Annotated in this window: 17 protein-coding genes; 13 read left to right on the top strand and 4 right to left on the bottom strand. The window is 71.8% G+C overall.

Annotation, left to right across the window (positions count from 1 at the left end; all coding sequences use genetic code 11):
* Nucleotides 1-5: 5 nt before the first annotated feature.
* Nucleotides 6-1178, bottom strand: coding sequence for an L-rhamnonate dehydratase (gene rhmD, locus HUO13_RS08770; RefSeq protein ID WP_211900924.1), 1173 nt, complete (start codon nt 1176-1178; stop codon nt 6-8).
* On the bottom strand, nt 1175-2509 hold the full coding sequence (locus HUO13_RS08765; RefSeq protein ID WP_211900923.1) for an MFS transporter: 1335 nt from the start codon (nt 2507-2509) through the stop codon (nt 1175-1177). Before HUO13_RS08765 ends, rhmD begins: the two co-directional genes overlap by 4 nt.
* Nucleotides 2510-2737: 228 nt before the next feature.
* Here HUO13_RS08765 and HUO13_RS08760 point away from each other — a divergent pair, with 228 nt between their 5' ends.
* Nucleotides 2738-4456 carry an IlvD/Edd family dehydratase gene (locus HUO13_RS08760; protein WP_211900922.1) on the top strand — a complete coding sequence of 573 codons (1719 nt, stop codon included), beginning with the start codon at nt 2738-2740 and terminating at the stop codon, nt 4454-4456.
* A gap of 55 nt (nt 4457-4511) precedes the next feature.
* Here HUO13_RS08760 and HUO13_RS08755 read toward each other — a convergent pair whose 3' ends face one another.
* Nucleotides 4512-5036 carry a CHAP domain-containing protein gene (locus HUO13_RS08755; RefSeq protein ID WP_211900921.1) on the bottom strand — a complete coding sequence of 175 codons (525 nt, stop codon included), beginning with the start codon at nt 5034-5036 and terminating at the stop codon, nt 4512-4514.
* A gap of 521 nt (nt 5037-5557) precedes the next feature.
* On the opposite strand from HUO13_RS08755, the gene HUO13_RS08750 reads away from it, so the two are divergent.
* From HUO13_RS08750 to HUO13_RS08715, 8 genes are all read left to right on the top strand, one after another.
* A complete protein-coding gene (locus HUO13_RS08750; RefSeq protein ID WP_211900920.1) occupies nt 5558-7126 on the top strand; it encodes a UDP-N-acetylmuramoyl-L-alanyl-D-glutamate--2,6-diaminopimelate ligase in 1569 nt (522 codons plus the stop codon).
* Nucleotides 7123-8586, top strand: a complete 1464-nt coding sequence (locus HUO13_RS08745) for a UDP-N-acetylmuramoyl-tripeptide--D-alanyl-D-alanine ligase (RefSeq protein ID WP_211900919.1) — start codon at nt 7123-7125, stop codon at nt 8584-8586. Before HUO13_RS08750 ends, HUO13_RS08745 begins: the two co-directional genes overlap by 4 nt.
* A complete protein-coding gene (gene mraY / locus HUO13_RS08740; RefSeq protein WP_211900918.1) occupies nt 8583-9665 on the top strand; it encodes a phospho-N-acetylmuramoyl-pentapeptide-transferase in 1083 nt (360 codons plus the stop codon). Before HUO13_RS08745 ends, mraY begins: the two co-directional genes overlap by 4 nt.
* Nucleotides 9666-9863: 198 nt before the next feature.
* Nucleotides 9864-11270: a UDP-N-acetylmuramoyl-L-alanine--D-glutamate ligase gene (murD, locus tag HUO13_RS08735; protein WP_211900917.1), complete on the top strand. Its 1407-nt coding sequence runs from the start codon at nt 9864-9866 to the stop codon at nt 11268-11270.
* 8 nt (nt 11271-11278) lie between these two features.
* The gene (ftsW, locus tag HUO13_RS08730; RefSeq protein WP_211900916.1) at nt 11279-12703 is read left to right on the top strand and encodes a putative lipid II flippase FtsW; all 1425 of its coding nucleotides are present in this window, start codon (nt 11279-11281) and stop codon (nt 12701-12703) included.
* A gap of 38 nt (nt 12704-12741) precedes the next feature.
* On the top strand, nt 12742-13833 hold the full coding sequence (gene murG / locus HUO13_RS08725) for an undecaprenyldiphospho-muramoylpentapeptide beta-N-acetylglucosaminyltransferase (protein WP_211902755.1): 1092 nt from the start codon (nt 12742-12744) through the stop codon (nt 13831-13833).
* On the top strand, nt 13830-15302 hold the full coding sequence (gene murC / locus HUO13_RS08720) for a UDP-N-acetylmuramate--L-alanine ligase (RefSeq protein WP_211900915.1): 1473 nt from the start codon (nt 13830-13832) through the stop codon (nt 15300-15302). The genes murG and murC overlap by 4 nt, the downstream gene beginning before the upstream one ends.
* A 202-nt stretch (nt 15303-15504) precedes the next feature.
* Nucleotides 15505-16257 (top strand): cell division protein FtsQ/DivIB, encoded by a 753-nt coding sequence (locus HUO13_RS08715; protein WP_249124550.1) that lies wholly within the window; start codon nt 15505-15507, stop codon nt 16255-16257.
* A 10-nt stretch (nt 16258-16267) separates the two neighbouring features.
* Here the strand turns inward: HUO13_RS08715 and HUO13_RS08710 are convergent, their stop codons facing one another.
* A complete protein-coding gene (locus HUO13_RS08710) occupies nt 16268-16555 on the bottom strand; it encodes a hypothetical protein (protein WP_249124549.1) in 288 nt (95 codons plus the stop codon).
* 167 nt (nt 16556-16722) lie between these two features.
* On the opposite strand from HUO13_RS08710, the gene HUO13_RS08705 reads away from it, so the two are divergent.
* From HUO13_RS08705 to HUO13_RS08690, 4 genes are all read left to right on the top strand, one after another.
* The gene (locus HUO13_RS08705) at nt 16723-17595 is read left to right on the top strand and encodes a helix-turn-helix domain-containing protein (protein ID WP_211900914.1); all 873 of its coding nucleotides are present in this window, start codon (nt 16723-16725) and stop codon (nt 17593-17595) included.
* An 11-nt stretch (nt 17596-17606) separates the two neighbouring features.
* On the top strand, nt 17607-17795 hold the full coding sequence (locus HUO13_RS08700) for a DUF397 domain-containing protein (RefSeq protein WP_211900913.1): 189 nt from the start codon (nt 17607-17609) through the stop codon (nt 17793-17795).
* A 153-nt stretch (nt 17796-17948) separates the two neighbouring features.
* Nucleotides 17949-18158 carry a DUF397 domain-containing protein gene (locus HUO13_RS08695; RefSeq protein ID WP_211900912.1) on the top strand — a complete coding sequence of 70 codons (210 nt, stop codon included), beginning with the start codon at nt 17949-17951 and terminating at the stop codon, nt 18156-18158.
* Nucleotides 18159-18168: 10 nt separating this feature from the next.
* Nucleotides 18169-19398: a nitric oxide synthase oxygenase gene (locus tag HUO13_RS08690; RefSeq protein ID WP_211900911.1), complete on the top strand. Its 1230-nt coding sequence runs from the start codon at nt 18169-18171 to the stop codon at nt 19396-19398.
* Nucleotides 19399-19436: the final 38 nt, after the last annotated feature.

The raw sequence follows: 19436 nt of genomic DNA, 5'->3' as shown, positions 1-19436 counted from the left end.
GGCGCTCAGTCGTGGTCGTAGGGGCGGCGCAGCTCGACCTCCGGGTTGAGCCGCACCCCGAAGCCCGGTGTCTCCGGCAGCCGCAGGCGGCCGCCGACCGGCACTGGCTCGTCGAGCAGTAGCGGCGAGAACATCGGCACCACCTCGGTCGCCCGCGGATGCATCATCAGGAACTCGGTGAACGGGCTGTTGTGCCTGGTGATGACGAAGTGGTAGGAGTACACGCTCGATCCGTGCGGGACCACCATCGCGCCGTGGGCGTCGGCCAGCGCGGAGATCTTGAGCAGCTCGGTGATCCCGCCGCACCAGTTGACGTCGGGCTGGATGATGTCGGGGCGGCCCATCTCCAGCAGCAGCCGGAAGCCGTAGCGGGTGTGCTCGTGCTCGCCGGTGGTCATCAGCATCGTCGACGGCATCCGCCTGCGCAGCTCGCCGTATCCCCAGTAGTCGTCGGGGATCAGCGCCTCCTCCAGCCACTTCAGGTCGTACTCGGCGGCGGCGTGGGCCAGCCTGGTGGCGTACTCGACGTCCAGCGCCATCCAGCAGTCGAACATCAGCCAGAAGTCGGGCCCGACCCGCTCGCGCATGGTGCGCAGCCGCTCGATGTTGGCGTGCAGTCCTTCGACGCCCTCGGCGGGTCCGTGCTGGAGCGTCATCTTCCCGCCCAGGAACCCGAGTTCCTTGGCCACGTCGGGGCGGCCCGTGGTGGCGTAGCACTGCAACTCGTCACGCACTGGGCCGCCGAGCAGCGCGTACACGGGCTCTTGGCGGATCTTGCCGAGCAGGTCGTAGAGGGCGAGGTCCACCGCGCTGATCGCGTTGAGCACCAGGCCCTTGCGCCCGTAGTAGAGGGTCGCGTTGAACATCTGGTCCCAGATCTTCTCGACGTCGGTGACCGACGCGCCCTCCACGAACCGCGCCAGGTGCTTCTCCACGATGTAGGCGCCCGGCTCGCCCGCCGTGGTCACCCCGACGCCGACGGTGCCGTCCTCGGCCTCGACCTCGACGACCAGCGTGCCGAGCACGTTGATGCCGAAAGCCTGCCTGCTGGCGCGGTATTCGGGGTACTTCGCCATCGGGGTGGCGACGTGGTCGTCGATCCAGTGGTCCTCGGCCTGGTCGTGGTAGTCGGCGCCGCCACCGGTCACGGTGAGCGCGCGTACCTGGCGGATCTTCAACGGGCCTCCTCTGGAGCGGGGTGCGCGGTGCTGCGTGCCGCCGGGGCCGGCAGCCGGGAGCTGAGCAGGAAGAGCGCGGCGGCGGCCAGGCCGCAGGCCGACAGCAGGTAGAGCCCGGCCGAGTCGGAGGAAAGGGTTTCCTCGACCCAGTTCTTGGCCACCGGGGCGACGAAACCGCCGAGGTTTCCCAGCGAGTTGATCAGCCCGATGCCCGCCGCGGCGGCGGTGCCGGTGAGGTAGGCGGCGGGGAAGGTCCAGAACACCGGCTGCACCGAGATGTAGCCGGCGGCGGCGACCGCGAGGCCGCAGATGGCCAGGACCGGACTGGAGAAGTAGGCCGAGGCGGCGATGCCGGCTGATCCGGCGCACAGGCACGCCGCTGCCACGAACCGCTTGCGGTGCTGGGAAACCCGGTCCGCGCCCGAGGACACCGCGAGGTTGGCCAGCAGCGCGACCGTCCACGGGATCGCGGTCACCAGCCCCACCGCGAACCCGACCTCGCCGCCGACCGCCGCGGACACCTGCGTCGGAAGGTAGAAGGTCATGCCGTAGACGGCGCACTGGATCAGGAAGTAGACCAGGCTGAAGTAGAGCACGCGCGGGTCGACCAGCGAGGTCAGCAGCCGGTGCGGGCTGTGCTCGCGCTTGCGCTCGGCCTCCAGGTCCACCGCCGACTGCAGGGCGTCGCGCTGCGGCTGCGACAGCCACCTCGCGTCGGCGGGTTTGTTGTCGAGGTAGAAGAAAGCCCACACGCCGACGACGCACGCGATGAGCCCCTCGACCGCGAACATCCACTGCCAGCCCAGGATTCCGGCGGCGCCGTCGAGCTCCAGCAGCAGTCCCGAGAGCGGTCCGCCGAGCACCGAGGCGAGCGGGATTCCCAGGTAGAACAGGGCGTTGCAGCGCGCGCGGTAGGCGTGCGGGACCCAGTGGGTGATGAACAGGATGACCCCGGGGAAGAACCCGGCCTCGGCCACGCCGAGCATAAACCGCAGCAGGTAGAACAGGGTCTCGCTGTTGACCAGCGCCATCGCGGCCGAGATCAGGCCCCAGGTGACCATGATCCGGCACATCCACCAGCGGGCGCCCACCCGCTGCATGATCAGGTTGCTGGGCACCTCGAACAGCGCGTAGCCGATGAAGAACAGCCCCGCGCCGAACGCGTAGGCGGCTTCGGAGATGCCCGCGTGTGCCTGGAACTCCTCCTTGGCGAACCCGATGTTGACCCGGTCCAGGAACGCGATGACGTACATGAAGAACAGGAACGGCATCAGCCGCCACATCACCCGTCGCACCGCCGCGGGCAGGGCCTCGTCGTTGGTTTGGGGCACCGGACCTCCCCGTTGAGGTGCTGTACGAAATACCGAACAAAGTTCGTGATTTGGGACACAGAGTAGGTGGGGAGATCGGGACGGTCAACGCTGCTGGGCCCGGTTTTTCGTTCAGCGTTCCAGTCGTCGTCCGAAAACACGAACACTCCGGCGTTCTATTGCGCGCGTTCGCGGCCACCTGGTTACGTTCGTCGCACAGGCCCTTTCGACGGTGAAGGAGTGGCGCCGGTGAGTACGTCGAGGCGGAGTGCGAGCTGGTTCGGGGCACACGGCAGGGCCGGGATGACGGCCCGCTCCTGGCTGAAGAACCAGGGCTACAGCGACGACGTCTTCGACGGGCGGCCGGTGATCGGCATCGGCACCACGTGGTCGGAACTGGCGCCGTGCAACGCCCACCAGCAGCGCATCGCCGAGGCGGTCAAGCGCGGGGTATGGCAGGCGGGCGGCTTCCCGCTGGAGTTCCCCAACATGGCGCTCGGCGAGACCCTGATGCGCCCCACCACCATGCTCTACCGCAACCTGCTGGCGATGCAGGCCGAGGAGACGATCCGGGCCAACCCGCTCGACGGCGTCGTGCTGCTCTCCGGCTGCGACAAGACCACGCCGGGGCTGCTGATGGCCGCGGCCAGCGTGGACCTGCCCGCGGTGATGCTCACCGGCGGGCCGATGCTCAACGGCAAGTACAAGGGCACCGACATCGGCTCGGGCACCGCGGTGTGGAAGGCCGAGGAGGATCTCGTCGCGGGCCGCATCGACCAGGAGGAGTGCTACTTCATCGAGGGCTGCATGTCGCGGTCCAACGGCCACTGCATGACCATGGGCACCGCGTCGACGATGGCCTGCGTCGTCGAGGGCCTGGGCATGCAGTTCCCCTACGCGGCGTCGTGGCCCGCCGTGGACGCCCGCCGCTACGCCACCGCCCAGCAGGTCGGCAGGCGGATCGTCGGCATGGTCGAGGAGGACCTCAAGCCCTCGGACCTGATGACCCGCGAGGCGTTCCGCAACGCGATCCGGGTCAACGCCGCGATCGGCGGCTCCACCAACGCCGTGGTGCACCTGATCGCGATCGCCAAGCGGGCCGGGGTCGAGCTGACCGTCGACGACTTCGACGCCGACACCCGCGACGTGCCGACCCTGGTGAACCTGATGCCCAGCGGGAAGTTCCTGATGGAGGACTTCTGCTACGCGGGCGGGCTGCCCGCGGTGATGAAGGAGCTCGGCGAGCTGGTCGACGGGTCGGTGCTGACCGTCACCGGCCGCACGGTCGCCGACAACATCGCCGACGCCGAGATCCACGACCCGAGGGTGATCACCCCGCGCGGCGAGCCGTTCCAGGCCGCGGGCACCGGCACCGCCGTGCTGCGCGGGACGCTGGCGCCGGGCGGCGCGGTGATCAAGCAGTCGGCGGCCTCGCCGCGGCTGCTGCACCACCGCGGACCGGCGATGGTGTTCGAGAGCGCCGAGGACTACTACGCCGTGTGCGAGGACGAGGACCTCGACGTCGACGAGAACACCGTGCTGGTCATCCGCAACGCGGGGCCGAAGGGGTACCCGGGCATGCCCGAGGTGGCCAACGTGCCGGTGCCCAAGAAGATCCTCAACCGCGGCATCGACGACATGGTGCGCATCTCCGACGGCCGGATGAGTGGCACCGCCTACGGCACGGTCGTCCTGCACGTCACGCCGGAGTCGGCAGCGGGCGGGCCGCTGGCGTTCGTGCGGACCGGCGACGTCGTGCACCTCGACGTGGCGAACCGGACGCTTGACCTCGAGGTCTCCGAGGAGGAGATGGTCCGGCGGCGCGCGGACTGGAAGGACCCCGACAACCCCTATCCGCGCGGCTACCAGCGGCTCTACTACGACCACGTCCTGCAGGCGTCGGACGGCGCGGACCTGGACTTCCTGGTCGGCAAATCCGGCAGCGCGGTGCCCCGCGACGGCCACTGAGCGCGTCTGGCGACCGGGGGTGGGGCCGACCCCTAGAGCGGCCCCACCCCTGGTCTCACAGCCCGGCCGGGACCTGCGGGTCGCTCCAGCCGAGGTAGTTGCCGAAGTACGACAGGCTGTCCTGGTGGCCGATGGCCCCGTCGATGCCGCTGGAGTAGAAGCCGCCGTTGCCGTCGGCGATGCCGACGTGGCCGTACTGGCTGATGTTCCAGTAGACGAAGGCGCCCTTCGGCGGGTTGGTGTCGCCCTCGTGCGCCTTGCCCGCGTTGACCGCGCCCTGCCAGTGCGCGATGGCCGAGGGCCACACGCCGGTCGTCCCCCAGGCGTTCTCGACGGCCTTCTCGCACAGGCCCTCGTATGAGGTGTTGCCCTGCTTGGACTTGAACCACTCGACCGCACCGTCGGCAGTGCCGTCCGCGGGGTCGGCCGCGGCGGGCGGCGCGGCGGGGACCTGCTGGACGAGTGCGGGTGCGGCGTCGACGACCGGGCTCGCGGTGGTCACGGCGGGGAAGACGGAGACGGCCGCGGCGGCGGCGCCGGCGAGGGCTAATCGGCCGATCCGGGTGGGACGTCGGTTCACGGAGTCCTCCTGGTGGGGATTTTCCAACCAAACGGGTCGTCGGAACGTAATCGATCACCGTGATGGGACACCACAAAGTTCGGATGAACAGAGCAGGGCCGGGCCCCTGAACGGCCGCGGGTGTTGGCCCCGTGGCAGGGGTCGGTGGTCAGCGCGCGGCTCCGATCAGTTCCGCGAGACCTGCCAGATGCTCCGGCGCGGCTGTTGCCTGGCATCGGGTCGCCGCCCGACGTGATCGACAGCGGGCCTGCGACCCGCTCGGCGCGGAGGCGCACCACCAGGACCCGGGGCTGGTAGGCGGTGCCTTCGGCGGACACGAGCGGCTGAGCTGCGACCACTCCGTGCTCATCCAGGCGCGGAGGGCGTCCGGCGCAGCCGCCGTTGCGCCGAAAGGCCCCGGGGGCGGCACCCCGAACGCGCGGCCGACCATGAGGATGACCCGTCAGGTGGTACCGGTAGCCTGTCGCGACGTGCCTTCCGCGGTCGCGACAGCCCCGCCTCGCCCCACGAACGTCGAGCCGGTGGACACCGAACAGCTAGCCGAGCTCATCGGCGCGCGAATCCTTCGCGCCCCTGGTCAGGGCCCCTCCGGGCGGCCGGTGGCGGGCGCGACGCTCAGAGCTCAGCACGTGCGCCCCGGCGACATGTTCGCCGCGCTTCCCGGAACCCGCGTGCACGGCGCCGACTTCGCCGCCACCGCGCTGGACGCCGGCGCGGTCGCGGTCCTGACGGACCAGGCCGGTGTGGTCCGGGCGGACCTGCTCGACCACCCGGAGGTCAGCGCGGGCCGGGTCGCACTGCTGGTGCACGACGACCCGCGCGCCGCGCTCGGGCCCGCCGCAGCCAAGATCTACGGCGAGCCCTCCCAACAGCTGCGGATCCTGGGCGTCACCGGCACCTCCGGCAAGACCACCACGACCTACCTGCTCGAGTCGGCGCTGGCCGCGGCGGGCTTCACCACCGGCCTGGTCGGCACCGTGGAGACCCGCATCGCCGGTGAGCGCCTGGACAGCGCGTTCACCACCCCCGAGGCCCCCGACCTGCAGGCGCTGCTGGCGGTGATGGTCGAGCACGGCGTCACGCACGTGCCGATGGAGGTCTCCAGCCACGCCCTCGCGCTCGGCCGCGTCTCGGGCACCCGCTTCACCGTCGGCGGGTTCACCAACCTCTCCCAGGACCACCTGGACTTCCACCGCGACCTCGACGACTACTTCCAGGCCAAGGCGCTGCTCTTCGACGGCCGCTCCGAGCACGAGGTCGTCTGCACCGACACCGACTGGGGCCGCAAGCTGGTCAAGCCCGGCACCATCACGGTTTCCACCACCGGCGACGCGTCCTGGACCGCCACCGACGTCGAGGCGTTCCCGACCGGCGAGCAGGAGTTCACCGCGCACGGCCCGGGCGGGCTCTCGCTGCGGATGCGGCTGCGGCTGCCCGGACCGTTCAACATCGCCAACGCGCTGCTGGCCATCGGCATCCTGCACGCCGCGGAGGTCCCCACCTGGGCCATCGAACGCGGGCTGGCCGAGGTCGACGTGCCGGGCCGGATGGAGCGGGTCGCGCTGGGGCAGGACTTCACCGCCGTGGTCGACTACTCCCACAAGCCGGGTGCGGTCGCGGCGGTGCTGGACGCGGCGCGTGCACAGGCCGAGGGCCGCGTGATCGTGGTCCTGGGCTGCGGAGGAGACCGTGACGTCGCCAAACGGCCGCTGATGGGAGAGGCCGCCGCACGCCGGTCCGGACTACTGATCGTCACCGACGATAATCCTCGTAGCGAGGACCCGGCCGACATCCGGGCCGCCATGCTCGCCGGTGCCGACGCGGTGCCCGCCGCCGAACGCGGCGAGGTCATCGAGCGCGGCGACCGGCGGGAGGCCATCGCCGAGGCGGTGGCGCGAGCGTCCAGCGGCGACATCGTCGTGGTCGCGGGCAAGGGGCACGAGACGGGACAGGAGGTGGCGGGCGTGGTCCATCCCTTCTCCGATCGGGAAGAGCTCGCCGCCGCCCTGCGCAGGCGGCTGGGCGCTGCCCACGCCGACGGGGGAGACACCGAAGTCCATCGGGGGCAGGGCGACGAGGAGGCAAGGTGATCCGGCTCAGCCTGGCTGACATCGCGGAAGCGGTGGGCGGCAGGCTCCATCGTGCGGATGGATCGGAGATCGTGTCCGCGAGCGTGGAGTTCGACTCGCGGAAGGTGGCCAGCGGCGGGCTGTTCGTGGCCGTGCCCGGCGAACGGGTGGACGGCCACGACTTCGCCGCGGGGGCCGTCGCAGACGGCGCCGCGGGCGTGCTCGCGGCCCGCGAGGTCGACGCCCCCGCGGTGATCGTGCCGCCGGTACCCGCGGACGCCGCCGGGCTGATGGCGCTGGCGGGCGACACCGACGGCTCCGGCGCCGCGGTGCTCGCGGCGCTGGCCAAGCTCGCGCGGTACGTGGTGGACCGGCTGCCGGAGCTCACCGTGGTCGGTGTGACCGGCTCGTCCGGCAAGACCTCCACCAAGGACCTGATCGCCCAGCTGCTGGAGCCGATGGGGCCGACCGTGGCGCCGCCCGGTTCCTTCAACAACGAGCTCGGGCACCCGTGGACCGCGCTGCGCGCCGACGAGGACACGCGGCACTTGGTCCTGGAGCTGTCGGCGCGCGGCGTCGGCCACATCGCGAAGCTGTGCGACGTGGCGCCGCCGCGCATCGGCGCCGTGCTCAACGTCGGCCACGCCCACCTCGGCGAGTTCGGCTCGCAGGAGGCGGTGGCCAGGGCCAAGGGCGAACTGGTCGAGTCGCTGCCGGCCGACGGCGTGGCGGTGCTCAACGCCGACGACCCGCTGGTCGCGGCGATGGCGTCGCGGACGCGCGCCCGCGTGGTGCTGGTCGGGGAGTCGCCCGATGCCCACGTGCGGGCCGAGGACGTCGTGCTCGACGAGCAGGCCAGGCCCAGCTTCACGCTGGTCACCCCGCAGGGGTCGGCGGCGGTGTCGCTGCCGCTGTACGGCGAGCACCACGTCGGCAACGCGCTGAGCGCCGCGGCCATCGCGCTGGAGCTCGGCGCGACGCTGGAGCAGGTCGCCGACCGGCTCAGCGGCGTGCGGCGCGTCTCGGCGCGGCGGATGGAGGTCGCCGAGACCGCCGGCGGCGTCACGGTCGTCAACGACGCCTACAACGCGAACCCGGAGTCCATGCGCGCCGCGCTGAAGACGCTGGCCTCCATGACCCGTGGCCGTCCCGGCCGGGCGTGGGCCGTCCTCGGCGTGATGGGCGAGCTGGGCGAGGCCGGGGCACAAGCGCACGACGAGATCGGACGGCTGGCCGTCCGGCTCAACATCGACCGGCTGGTGGTCGTCGGGGACCAGGCGGCGGGAATGCACCACGGTGCGTCGCTGGAAGGTTCATGGGGAGAGGAGTCGGTTCTGGTGCCGGATGTCGACGCCGCCGTCGCGCTGCTGCGCGCCGAGCTGCGACCCGGTGATGTCGTGCTGGCCAAGGCGTCGAAGGTGGCCGCCCTGTGGCGGGTCGCCGAGGCGCTGATCGAGGACCCGGACGGGGGTGCCCGGTGAAGAGCATCCTCGTCGGCGCCGCCGTGGCGCTGGTCGTGTCCATCCTGTTCACCCCGTACCTCATCCGCGTCTTCTCCCGGCAGGGCTTCGGGCAGGAGATCCGCGAGGAGGTGCAGCAGTCCCACGCCGCCAAGCGCGGCACGCCGACGATGGGCGGCGTGGCGATCCTGGTCGCCATGTGGGCGGGCTACCTGGTGGCCCACCTGACGGTCACCGACGAGCCGCCGACCGCCTCCGGGCTGCTGGTGCTCGGCCTGACCACCGCGCTGGGCATCGTCGGGTTCCTCGACGACTTCATCAAGATCCGCAAGCAGCGCAACCTCGGCCTGAACAAGACCGCCAAGCTGGTGGGCCAGCTGGTGGCGTCGCTGCTGTTCGCGATCCTGGCGATGCAGTTCGCCAACCAGAACGGCATCACGCCCGCCTCCGAGCACCTGTCGTTCATCCGCGACATCACGGTGATCTCGTTCGGCTCGGTCGGCTTCGTGATCTTCGCCTACATCGCGATCAGCGGCTGGTCCAACGCGGTGAACTTCACCGACGGCATGGACGGGCTCGCGGGCGGCACCGCGGCGATGGTGCTGGCGATCTACGTGGTGATCTCGTTCTGGCAGTTCCGCAACAACTGCTCGGCGCCGAACGGACCGGCGCTGGCCTGCTACACGGTGCGCGACCCGCTGGACATCGCGCTCGTGGCGGGCGCGGCGATGGCGGCGTGCGTCGGCTTCCTGTGGTGGAACGCCGCACCGGCGAAGATCTTCATGGGCGACACCGGCTCGCTGGCCCTCGGCGGCCTGCTGGCCGGGCTGTCGATGGTCACCCGCACCGAGCTGCTGATGATCATCATCGGCGGCCTGTTCGTGGTCGAGGCGCTGTCGGTGGTCATGCAGATCGTGGTGTTCCGCTCGACGCGGCGGCGGCTGTTCCGGATGGCACCGTTCCACCACCACTTCGAGCTGGCGGGCTGGGCCGAGACCACGGTGATCATCCGGTTCTGGGTCCTGGCCGCGATCAGCGCGATGTTCGGCCTGGGCCTGTTCTACGCGGACTGGCTCTCGCTGGCGCGCGAGTTCTTCTAGGGGAGTGCTCGCCGGCGGGTCGCTCGGCGACCGCCACCGCCGGCGGAGCATGACCCGCACGGGGGGCGTGGGCAGCGCGGCTCACGTCCCCGGCCGGGGCGCACGGACGGCGCCCCGCGGTACGCAGTGGGGGACCGCGAGCCGGCTCGCGGTCCCGACCGGGTGCGGGCGTGCCCGCACTGACGCAGTGGAGGATCGTTGACGACGGGTCGGTTCGAGGGTCTGCGGGTGCTGGTCGCCGGTGCCGGGGTGTCCGGGCGGTCGGCGGCCGAGGCGCTGCTGGCCGCGGGTGCCTCGGTGACCGTCTCCGACGCGTCGTCCGACCGGCTGGTGGCCCTGGCCTCGTTGCAGGCGCAGGGCGCCGAGCTGGTCCCCGGGCTGACCGAGCCGCCGGAGGGCACCGACCTGGTGGTCACCAGCCCGGGCTGGCGGCCGGAGTCGCCGCTGCTGGCGGCCACCACGGCCGCGGGCGTGGAGCTGATCGGCGAGGTGGAGCTGGCCTGGCGCCTGGACCAGGACCGCCCGGAGCCCGCCACCTGGCTCGCGGTCACCGGGACCAACGGCAAGACCACCACGGTCGGCATGCTGGAATCGATCCTGCGCGCTGGCGGCGTCGACGTCGTGGCCTGCGGCAACGTCGGCCTGCCGGTCGTCGACGCGGTCCGCGCCGGGCACCGGGTGCTGGCGGTGGAGCTGTCCAGCTTCCAGCTGCACTGGTCGCAGACGGTCGCGCCGCACGCCTCGGTCGTGCTCAACCTCGCGGCCGACCACCTCGACTGGCACGGCTCGCTCGACGCCTACGGCGCGGCCAAGGCCCGCGTCTACGCGGGCAACTCGGTCGCGGTGCACAACGCCGACGACGAGTGGTCGGTGCGGCTGGCCGACGCGGGCGCGCCGACGCAGGCCCGGCGGGTGTCCTTCACGCTGTCAGAACCGGCGCCCGGCGGTCTCGGCGTCGAGGCGGGCGCGCTGGTGGACCGCGCGTTCGGCGACCGGGAGCGCCTGGCGGCGCTGGCCGACGTCCACCCGGCCGGTCCGCACAACGTGGCCAACGCGCTGGCCGCGGCGTCCCTCGCTCGCGCCTACGGCGTCGAACCGGAGGCCGTCGCCGAGGGACTGCGCGCCTTCCAGCCCGGCGCGCACCGCTCGGTCGTGGTGGCCGAGTCCGCGGGCGTGTCCTACGTCGACGACTCCAAGGCCACCAACCCGCACGCCGCCGACGCCGCGCTGCGCGCGCACCCGAAGGTGGTGTGGATCGCGGGCGGCCTGCTCAAGGGCGCCGACGTCGAGGACCTGGTCGCGGCCAACGCCCCCCGCCTCGCCGCGGTGGTGCTCATCGGCCAGGACCGCGCCCGGTTCGCCGAAGCGCTGGCTCGACACGCCCCGGATGTTCCGGTCCGCGAGGTGGAGTCGGGGGACGATGCGGGCATGCTTGCCGCTGTCCGCCTCGCGGGTGAATTCGCCGAGCCCGGTTGCGCCGTCGTCCTGGCACCCGCCGCCGCCTCCATGGACATGTTCACCGACTACGCCCACCGCGGCCGCGCGTTCGCCGACGCGGTCCGCGAAGTGCTGTCGGGCTCGGTGGCCCCGGCCAACGGCGGGTGAAACCGGCCGTGCCCACCGCCACCAAGACCGCCCCGAGGCAGGCCCGCGGCGTCGACCGGCGCGGCGCGGGGGCGCTGTTCTCGCCGCTGACCGCGTGGCTCACCCGGCCGCTGGCCTCGTTCCACCTGCTGCTGGCCATCTTCGGCCTGCTGACCGTGTTCGGCCTGGTGATGGTGCTGTCGGCCTCCAGCGTCGACTCGTTCAGCAAGGCGGGCTCGACCTACAACGTCTTCGGCAAGCAGGTGCTGTACTGCCTGGCCGGGCTGGTGCTGTTCTACATCGCCCTGCGGGTGCCGGTGCGGCTGATGCGCCGGTACAGCCTGATCCTGCTCACCTCCTGCCTCGGCCTGCTGGTGCTGGTGCTGACCCCGCTGGGGGCGACGGTCAACGGCGCGCAGAGCTGGTTCATCATCGCCGGGGTCTCCTTCCAGCCGGTCGAGTTCGCCAAGGTCGCGTTCGCGCTGTGGGGCGCGCACGTGCTTGTCACCAAGCGCGGCCTGCTCGGCCAGTACCGGCACCTGCTGGTGCCCGTGGTGCCCGGCGCGCTGCTGATGTTCGCCCTGGTGATGCTGCAGCCCGACCTCGGCTCGACGATCACGCTGTTCATCGTGCTGGCCGCGCTGATGTGGTTCGCGGGCGCGCCGCTGCGGCTTTTCGGCGTGGTCCTGCTTGCCGCGGTGACCGCGGGCGTGGTGCTGACCATGGTCGCCGACTACCGGATGGCGCGGCTGACGACGTTCCTCGACCCCGGCTCCGACCCGAGCGGCCGCGGCTACCACGCGCAGCAGTCGCAGTACGCGCTGGCCGACGGCGGCCTCTTCGGCCGCGGTCTGGGGCAGGGCTGGTCCAAGTGGCAGTACCTGCCCAACGTGCACAACGACTTCATCTTCGCCGTCATCGGCGAGGAGCTGGGCTTCGTCGGCTGCTCGCTGGTGCTCGTCCTGTTCGGCACCACCGCCTACGTCGGCATGCGCATCGCCGCCCGCAACACCGACCCGTGGATCCGGCTCATCGCGGCGACCCTGACGACCTGGCTGGTCGGGCAGGCCGCGATCAACGTCGGCTACGTGGTCGGGCTGCTGCCCATCACCGGCCTGCCGCTGCCGCTGATCTCCTCCGGCGGGTCCTCGGTGGTGGCGACCATGCTGGTGTTCGGGCTGCTGGCGAACTTCGCCCGGCACGAGCCGGAGGCGATCGCCGCGCTACGGTCTCTGGGACCGGGCAGGGTGGGCCGGTTGCTGCGGTTGCCCACCCCAGAGCCCTACCGGCCGCCGGTGAAGCGGCGTCCGGCGCGGGCCACCACCCCACCGAGCCGCCCCGGGGTGAAGACCCCGGGGGCACAAGCCACCCGCCGGGGATCCGGAGAGGCACGCGCGCGCGGAGCGCGCAGCGGCCCGGGATCCCGGGCGCAGACACGAGGAGGACATCGTTGAGCTGGCAGCAAGCGGCCGGGTACGGCGCGGGCGACGCCATGGCGCGGCGGGCGCCGTCGGTCGTGGTGGCCGGTGGCGGTACCGCCGGTCACATCGAGCCGGCGCTGGCGCTGGCCGACGCGGTGCGGCGGCTGCGGCCGGACGCGCAGGTCACCGCGCTGGGCACCGAGCGCGGTCTGGAGAACCGGCTGGTGCCGGCCCGCGGCTACCCGCTGGAGCTGGTGCCGCCGGTGCCGATGCCGCGCAAGCCCACCCCCGAACTGCTCAAGCTGCCGCTGAAGGTGCGGGAGTCGGTCAAGCGGACGCGTGAGGTGCTCGACCGGGTCGGCGCCGACGTCGTCGTCGGCTTCGGCGGCTACGTGTCGCTGCCGGCCTACCTCGCCGCGCGCGGCAAGACCCCGATCGTGGTGCACGAGGCCAACGCCCGCGCCGGGCTGGCCAACAAGGTCGGCGCGAAGTTCGCCGAGCGGGTGCTGTCGGCGACCCCCGACAGCGGCCTGGCCGGGGCGCGGACCATCGGCATCCCGCTGCGGGAGTCGATCACCACGCTCGACCGCGCGGCGCTGCGCGCCCAGGCGCGGGCCCACTTCGGGCTGCACCCGCACGCCCCGACCATCCTGGTCTTCGGCGGCTCGCAGGGCGCCCGCACCCTCAACACGGCCTTCTCCGGCGCGGCCGACGCGCTGGGGCGCGCCGGGGTCGGCGTGCTCCATGCCCACGGACCGAAGAACACCCTGGCGGTGCAGCAGGTCCCGGGCGCGCCCGTCTACAACGCGGTGCCGTACCTGGAGCGGATGGACCTCGCCTACGCCGCGGCCGACCTGGTGGTCTGCCGCTCCGGGGCGATGACGGTCGCCGAGGTCTCGGCGGTCGGCCTGCCCGCGGTCTTCGTGCCGCTGCCGCACGGCAACGGCGAGCAGGCGCTCAACGCGCAGCCGGTGGTCAGCGCCGGTGGCGCGCGGCTGGTGCCGGACGAGCAGATGACCCCGCAGCGGGTCGTCGAGGAGTTGCTGCCGCTGGCGCTGGACGCCCAGCGGTTGCAGGAGATGAGCCGGGCGACGCTGAGCACCGGGCACCGCGAGGCGGACCGGGTGCTGGCCCAGATCGTGCTGGAGGTGGCCGGGCGATGAGGACCGATGCGGCCGGTGGGACCTACCTTGATCCGTCCGCCGCGGACGTGACCGCGCTGTTGGAGCGGGTGCACCTGGTCGGTATCGGCGGCGCGGGGATGAGCGGCATCGCGCGCATCCTGCTCGCGAGAGGCAGGCAGGTGTCGGGTTCCGACGCCAGGGACTCGCGCACGGTGCTGGCGCTGAAGGCGCAGGGCGCGCAAATCGCGCTCGGGCACCGGGCGGAGAACATCGAGCAGTTCGACGGTGACCCGACGGCGGTCGTGGTCTCCACCGCGATCCGCCGGGACAACCCGGAGCTGGTCGCGGCGCAGGAGCGCGGCGTCCCGGTGCTGCGCCGGGCGGAGGCGCTGGCGGCGCTGATGGCCGACCACCGCGTGGCCTGCGTGGCGGGAACGCACGGCAAGACCTCGACCACCTCGATGCTGACCGTGGCGTTGCAGCACTGCCGGCTCGACCCGTCGTTCGCCATCGGCGGCGACCTCAACGAGTCGGGGGCCAACGCCCACCACGGCGACGGCGGTGTCTTCGTCGCCGAGGCCGACGAGAGCGACGGCTCGTTCCTGGTGTTCGCGCCCTCGGTCGCGGTGGTGACCAACGTCGAGCCCGACCACCTCGACCACCACGGCACCGCCGAGGCCTACACGGAGGTCTTCCAGCGGTTCGTGGAGCGCATCGAGCCGGGCGGCGTGCTCATCGCCTGCGCCGACGACCCGGGCGCGGCGCTGCTGGCCGACCAGGCCGAGGCGTCCGGGGTGCGGGTGCGCCGCTACGGCCACGAGGTGACCGCCGACGGCGACGCGCGCATGGTCGGCTACCGCCCCGAGCACGGTTCGGGCGTCGTGACCGTCGAGGTCTCCGGCGACCGGCTCGACGTCCAGGTGGCGGTGCCCGGCGAGCACATGGCGGCCAACGCCGTCGCCGCCCTGCTGGCCGGGCTGGAGCTCGGCGCACCGCTGGAGGGCCTGCTCGAGGGCCTGGCCGCGTTCGGCGGTGTGCGCAGGCGCTTCGAGTTCAAGGGCCGCGCCGACGGCGTGCGGGTCTACGACGACTACGCCCACCACCCCACCGAGGTGGACGCGCAGCTGCGCGCGGCGCGCCCGGTGGTCGGCGACGGACGGCTGGTCGTGGTCTTCCAGCCGCACCTGTACTCGCGCACGGCGGCGTTCGCGGGCGAGTTCGCCACGGCGCTCGGGCTGGCCGACGAGGTCGTCGTGCTCGACGTCTACGGCGCGCGGGAGGACCCGCAGCCGGGCGTCACCGGTGAGCTGATCGCCGAGTCGGTGCCGCTGCCCGTCGAGCGGGTGCACTACGAGCCGTCCTTCACCGCCGCCGCGCCGCTGGTGGCAGGGCTCGTCCAGCCCGGCGACCTGGTCCTGACCATGGGTGCGGGGGACGTGACGATGCTCGGCCCGGAGATCCTCGCCGAGGTCGAGCGCGAGAGCGGGGCGAACGAGGAGGACGCATGACCGCCGGTCGCCGCCCGGCCGTGCCGGGCTTGCTGCGGCGTGCGTGCTCGCCGGTCCGGCGAGGTCTGCCGCGTGCGTGCTCACCGGTCCGGCGGGGCGTGGCTGGTCCGGCCCGGTTGCCGGGTCTGTCGCAGCGCGCGTGCTCGCCGGGGCCGGACAACCTTGGCCTGCGCGGGGACCTTGCCCTGCCCGGGGAGCGCGCGTGACGACGCGGTCGCGCGGTCGCGGACCGGCCAGGCCCGGGGTGCGCCGCAGCACCGGCGGCCGGCCGGTGCGTGCCGCCGCCGTGCCGCCGCCGTGGCGGCGTTGGCTGCTGCCCGGGGTGGTCGCGGCGGCGACCGTGGTCGCGCTCGTCCTGTACTTCACGCCCGTGCTGGGCGTGCGCGACGTTCGCGTCGAAGGCAACGGTGCGCTGTCCGAGCAGGAGGTCCTGGCCGCGGCCGGGGTAGAGCTGGGCAAGCCGATGCTGCAGGTCGACGAGGAGCAGATCGCCGAGCGGCTGCGCGCGGTGCCGAAGGTCGCCGAGGCCGGGGTCGAGCTGGCGTGGCCGTCGACGGTCCAGCTGCGGGTCACCGAGCGCGTGCCGGTGGCCTACCTGGTCACCAGCACCGGATTCCAGCTCGTCGACGCGGGCGGGGTCACCTTCGACCAGGTGCCGCAGGCCCCGGCCGGGCTGCCGAGGCTGGAGGCGCGCCCCGCCGGTCCGGGCGACCCGGCGATCACCGCCGCGATGACCGTGCTGACCGCGCTGCCCCCGGCCGTGCGCGCCGAGGTGACGGCGGTGATCGCGCAGAACCCCCGCGACCTGCGCCTGCACCTGCGCGGCGACCGCGAGGTGGAGTGGGGCGACGTGCGTGAGACGCCGCGCAAGGCCGCGATCCTGACGCCCCTGCTCACCCGCCCCGGCCGCGTCTACGACGTGACCAGCCCGATTCTGCCCACCGTGGCGAAGTAGGACAGCACCACTACACCCACATCAGGTGCAGCTGCTGGCTCCCGATGCTGGAAAGCCTGCTCCGCGCGGACTCGGCCGACCGGAACGATCCGTTCATCCGCCCCGCGGCGCTCACGATCGCGGCGTGGTCGTCGAACGCCATGCCCCAGTACTCGACATGCCCGCGGTGGAGGTCGCCGACCTCTTCGCACAACGCGAACAGTTTCGGCGCGGTCTCCCTGGCCAGATCGAGCAGTTCGGCCATGAATTCCTCTCGAGTTCCGAACGGGGCCAGCGCATCGGCGTCGAATTCAGGCACGGCGTCCTCCTAGGATCAAATGTCGATGATCGCGATGAAGTTCTCGTCTATTTAAAAGCCACCGATATTGCTCGATCGGGTGGATCTCCTGTCGACGCAGCCGTTGGCGCCGTTAAGACGGACTGGGGCAACCGGCTACGACAGCCGGCTACGACAGGAGGAAATCGATGACGCCGAGGACGGACTCGGGTTGGCTGCGGAGGCGAATCGGCCGCGAGCTGCGCACACTGCGCGAGGCAACGCCGGGTCCGGACGGGCGCAAGATCACGACGACGGAAGCTGCCCGGGAACTCGGCTGCACGCAACCGAAGATCTCCAGCATCGAGGCCGGAAAACATCGCTTGCAGTGGCGTGACGTCCGGGACCTGCTCCGTTTCTACGGAGCGTCTGACATCGAGACCGAACGGCTGGTGAAGTGGGCGAAGCGGTCCAATGAGCCGATCTGGTGGGCGCCCTTCGCTGATGTCGTCGAGGACTGGTTCGCCGATCTCGTCGGCGCCGAAGGTGAAGCTGAACGTGAGATCACTTATGCGCACGGCGTGCTGCCCGGTCTGCTGCAGACGGAAAGCTACATCCGCGCGCTGACTGACCGGAGTCCGATGGTTGCGCCAGAACAGCGCGAACTCGTCGTCGGTCTTCGACTCGAACGGCAGCACAGGTTGAGCGAGGACGAACCGCTGGAACTGGTCGCGCTCATCGAGGAGTCCGTGCTGTCGCGTCCGGTCGGTTCGCCGGAAGTCATGCGCGAGCAGCTCGAACACCTCGCCTCGATGAGCAAGCGGGACAACGTGGTCATCCAGGTGTTGCCGACCGCGGCTGGCCCGCACGCGGCTGTCGACGGGGCGTTCACCCTCTTGGAATTCGCCGAGTTCGATCCCGCCGTTTACGTCCAGCAGCATCCGGCGATCGGCGCTTGTTACTCCGACGACCAGCGGCTTGTCGACACGTTTACGATGATTGCGAAAGAGGTTCGCAAGCTTGCGTCGAGCCCGCGCGAGTCGCTGTCGCTGATCCGCGACCGGGCCGACGAGTTCTCCTGATCGGGGTTCCGATGGTCGACGCCAACCTGTTGCACGCGCGCTGGCGGAAGTCGAGTCACAGCAACCACCAGGGAGAGTGCGTCGAGGTGGCGTTCGTGGGCGAGGGCGTGGCGGCCCGTGATTCCAAGGACCCCGATGGTCCCGTTCTGGTCTTCGACCGCTCGCGCTGGACGGCGTTCGTGGCGCGCCTGAACTGCTGACCAAGGTCGCTACGGATCCCGGTCACGGTCCTGGCGCGGAAGGATCGGCTCTGAGGCTGTGCCTTTCTCCAGGATCGAGGTCAGGGCAGCACATATATGATTCGCTCGCGTTGATCGCTTCGCTGATCGGCGCCTGACGCGGAGGCGAGCAGCGTGCCAGCCGATCGGGCCAGCTTGAGCTGGCGCAAGTCCAGCCGCAGCGGTAACAACGGTGCCTGCGTCGAGGTGGCGTTCGTGGGCGAAGATGTGGCGGCTCGGGACTCCAAGGACCCGGACGGTCCCGTTCTGATCTTCGACCGTCCGTGCTGGGCGACGTTCATCTACCGCCTGAGCTGCCGATCAAGATCGTTTCCGTCACGCTAACGTGTGACCTGTGTTCAGGGTGAGTGGCGAGGCTCCGGAGTCGTTCTTCTCCGGCGCGGGCAGGGCGGCGGCGCCCACCCGGCGGCTACGCGTCGCGAGCCGCCGTCCGGCGGGCGCTCCGCCGGTGGACATGGCCGAGGCCGAGGAGTTCCTGCGGCTGTTCCACGCGGAGAACCGCGACTCCGGCTCCCTCCAGTATCGCATCGACCGCATGCGCTACGAGGTCGAGACGGTCGGCACGTACCGCCACACCGAGGCCGAGCTGGCCTTCGGCGCGCGCGTCGCGTGGCGCAACAGCGCCCGCTGCATCGGCAGGCTGTACTGGAAGAGCCTGAAGGTGCGGGACCTGCGCGACGTGCACACCGTCGCCGACGTCGCCGGGCACTGCGTGCAGCACCTGCGCCAGGCCACCAACGGCGGCAAGATCCGTCCCGTGATCAGCATCTTCCCGCCGGACACGCCGAGCCGCCCGGCCCCGCGCATCTGGAACGAGCAGCTGATCCGCTACGCCGGCTACGAGCGCCGGGACGGCAGCGTCCTCGGCGATCCGCGCTACCGCGGCTTCACCGCGGCCGTGCGCAGCTTCGGCTGGCACCCGCCGCGCGAGCCCGGCGCCTTCGACGTCCTGCCGCTGGTCGTGGAGACGGCGGAGGAAGGCGCGCACATGTTCGCGCTGCCGCGCGACGCGATCAGCGAGGTGGCGCTGAGGCATCCGGACCTGCGGTGGTTCGGCGCGCTCGGGCTGCGCTGGCACGCGGTCCCGGTGATCAGCAACATGCGGCTGTCGATCGGCGGCGTCTCCTACCCCGCGGCGCCGTTCAACGGCTGGTACATGGGCACCGAGATCGGGGCCCGCAACCTCGCCGACCCCGGTCGCTACGACCTGCTGCCGGTGGTCGCCGAACGCCTCGGCCTGGACACCTCCCGGCCGGACACGCTGTGGAAGGACCGGGCGCTGGTGGAGCTGACCAGGGCCGTGCAGCACTCGTTCCACGAGGCCGGGGTGACGGTCACCGACCACCACACCGAGTCCGAGCGCTTCCTCACCCACGTGCGGCGGGAGGAGGCCGCCGGACGGAAGTGCCCGGCGGACTGGAGCTGGATCGTGCCGCCGATGTCGGGCGGGCAGACCCCGGTCTTCCACCGCTACTACGACACCGAGCCCCAGCTCCCGGACTTCTTCGCCGACGAGGAAGCCACCCGCCGCGCACTGCACGGCGGCCCACCGCACTTCTCCTGAACGGCGAGGAAAACGGCGCCGTTTCCCACGCTTGCGCG

The sequence above is a fragment of the Saccharopolyspora erythraea genome, assembly GCF_018141105.1.
Taxonomy (GTDB): domain Bacteria; phylum Actinomycetota; class Actinomycetes; order Mycobacteriales; family Pseudonocardiaceae; genus Saccharopolyspora_D; species Saccharopolyspora_D erythraea_A.
The sequence above is the reverse complement of the archived record's forward strand: the minus strand, read 5'-3'. Positions and strand labels throughout refer to the sequence as shown.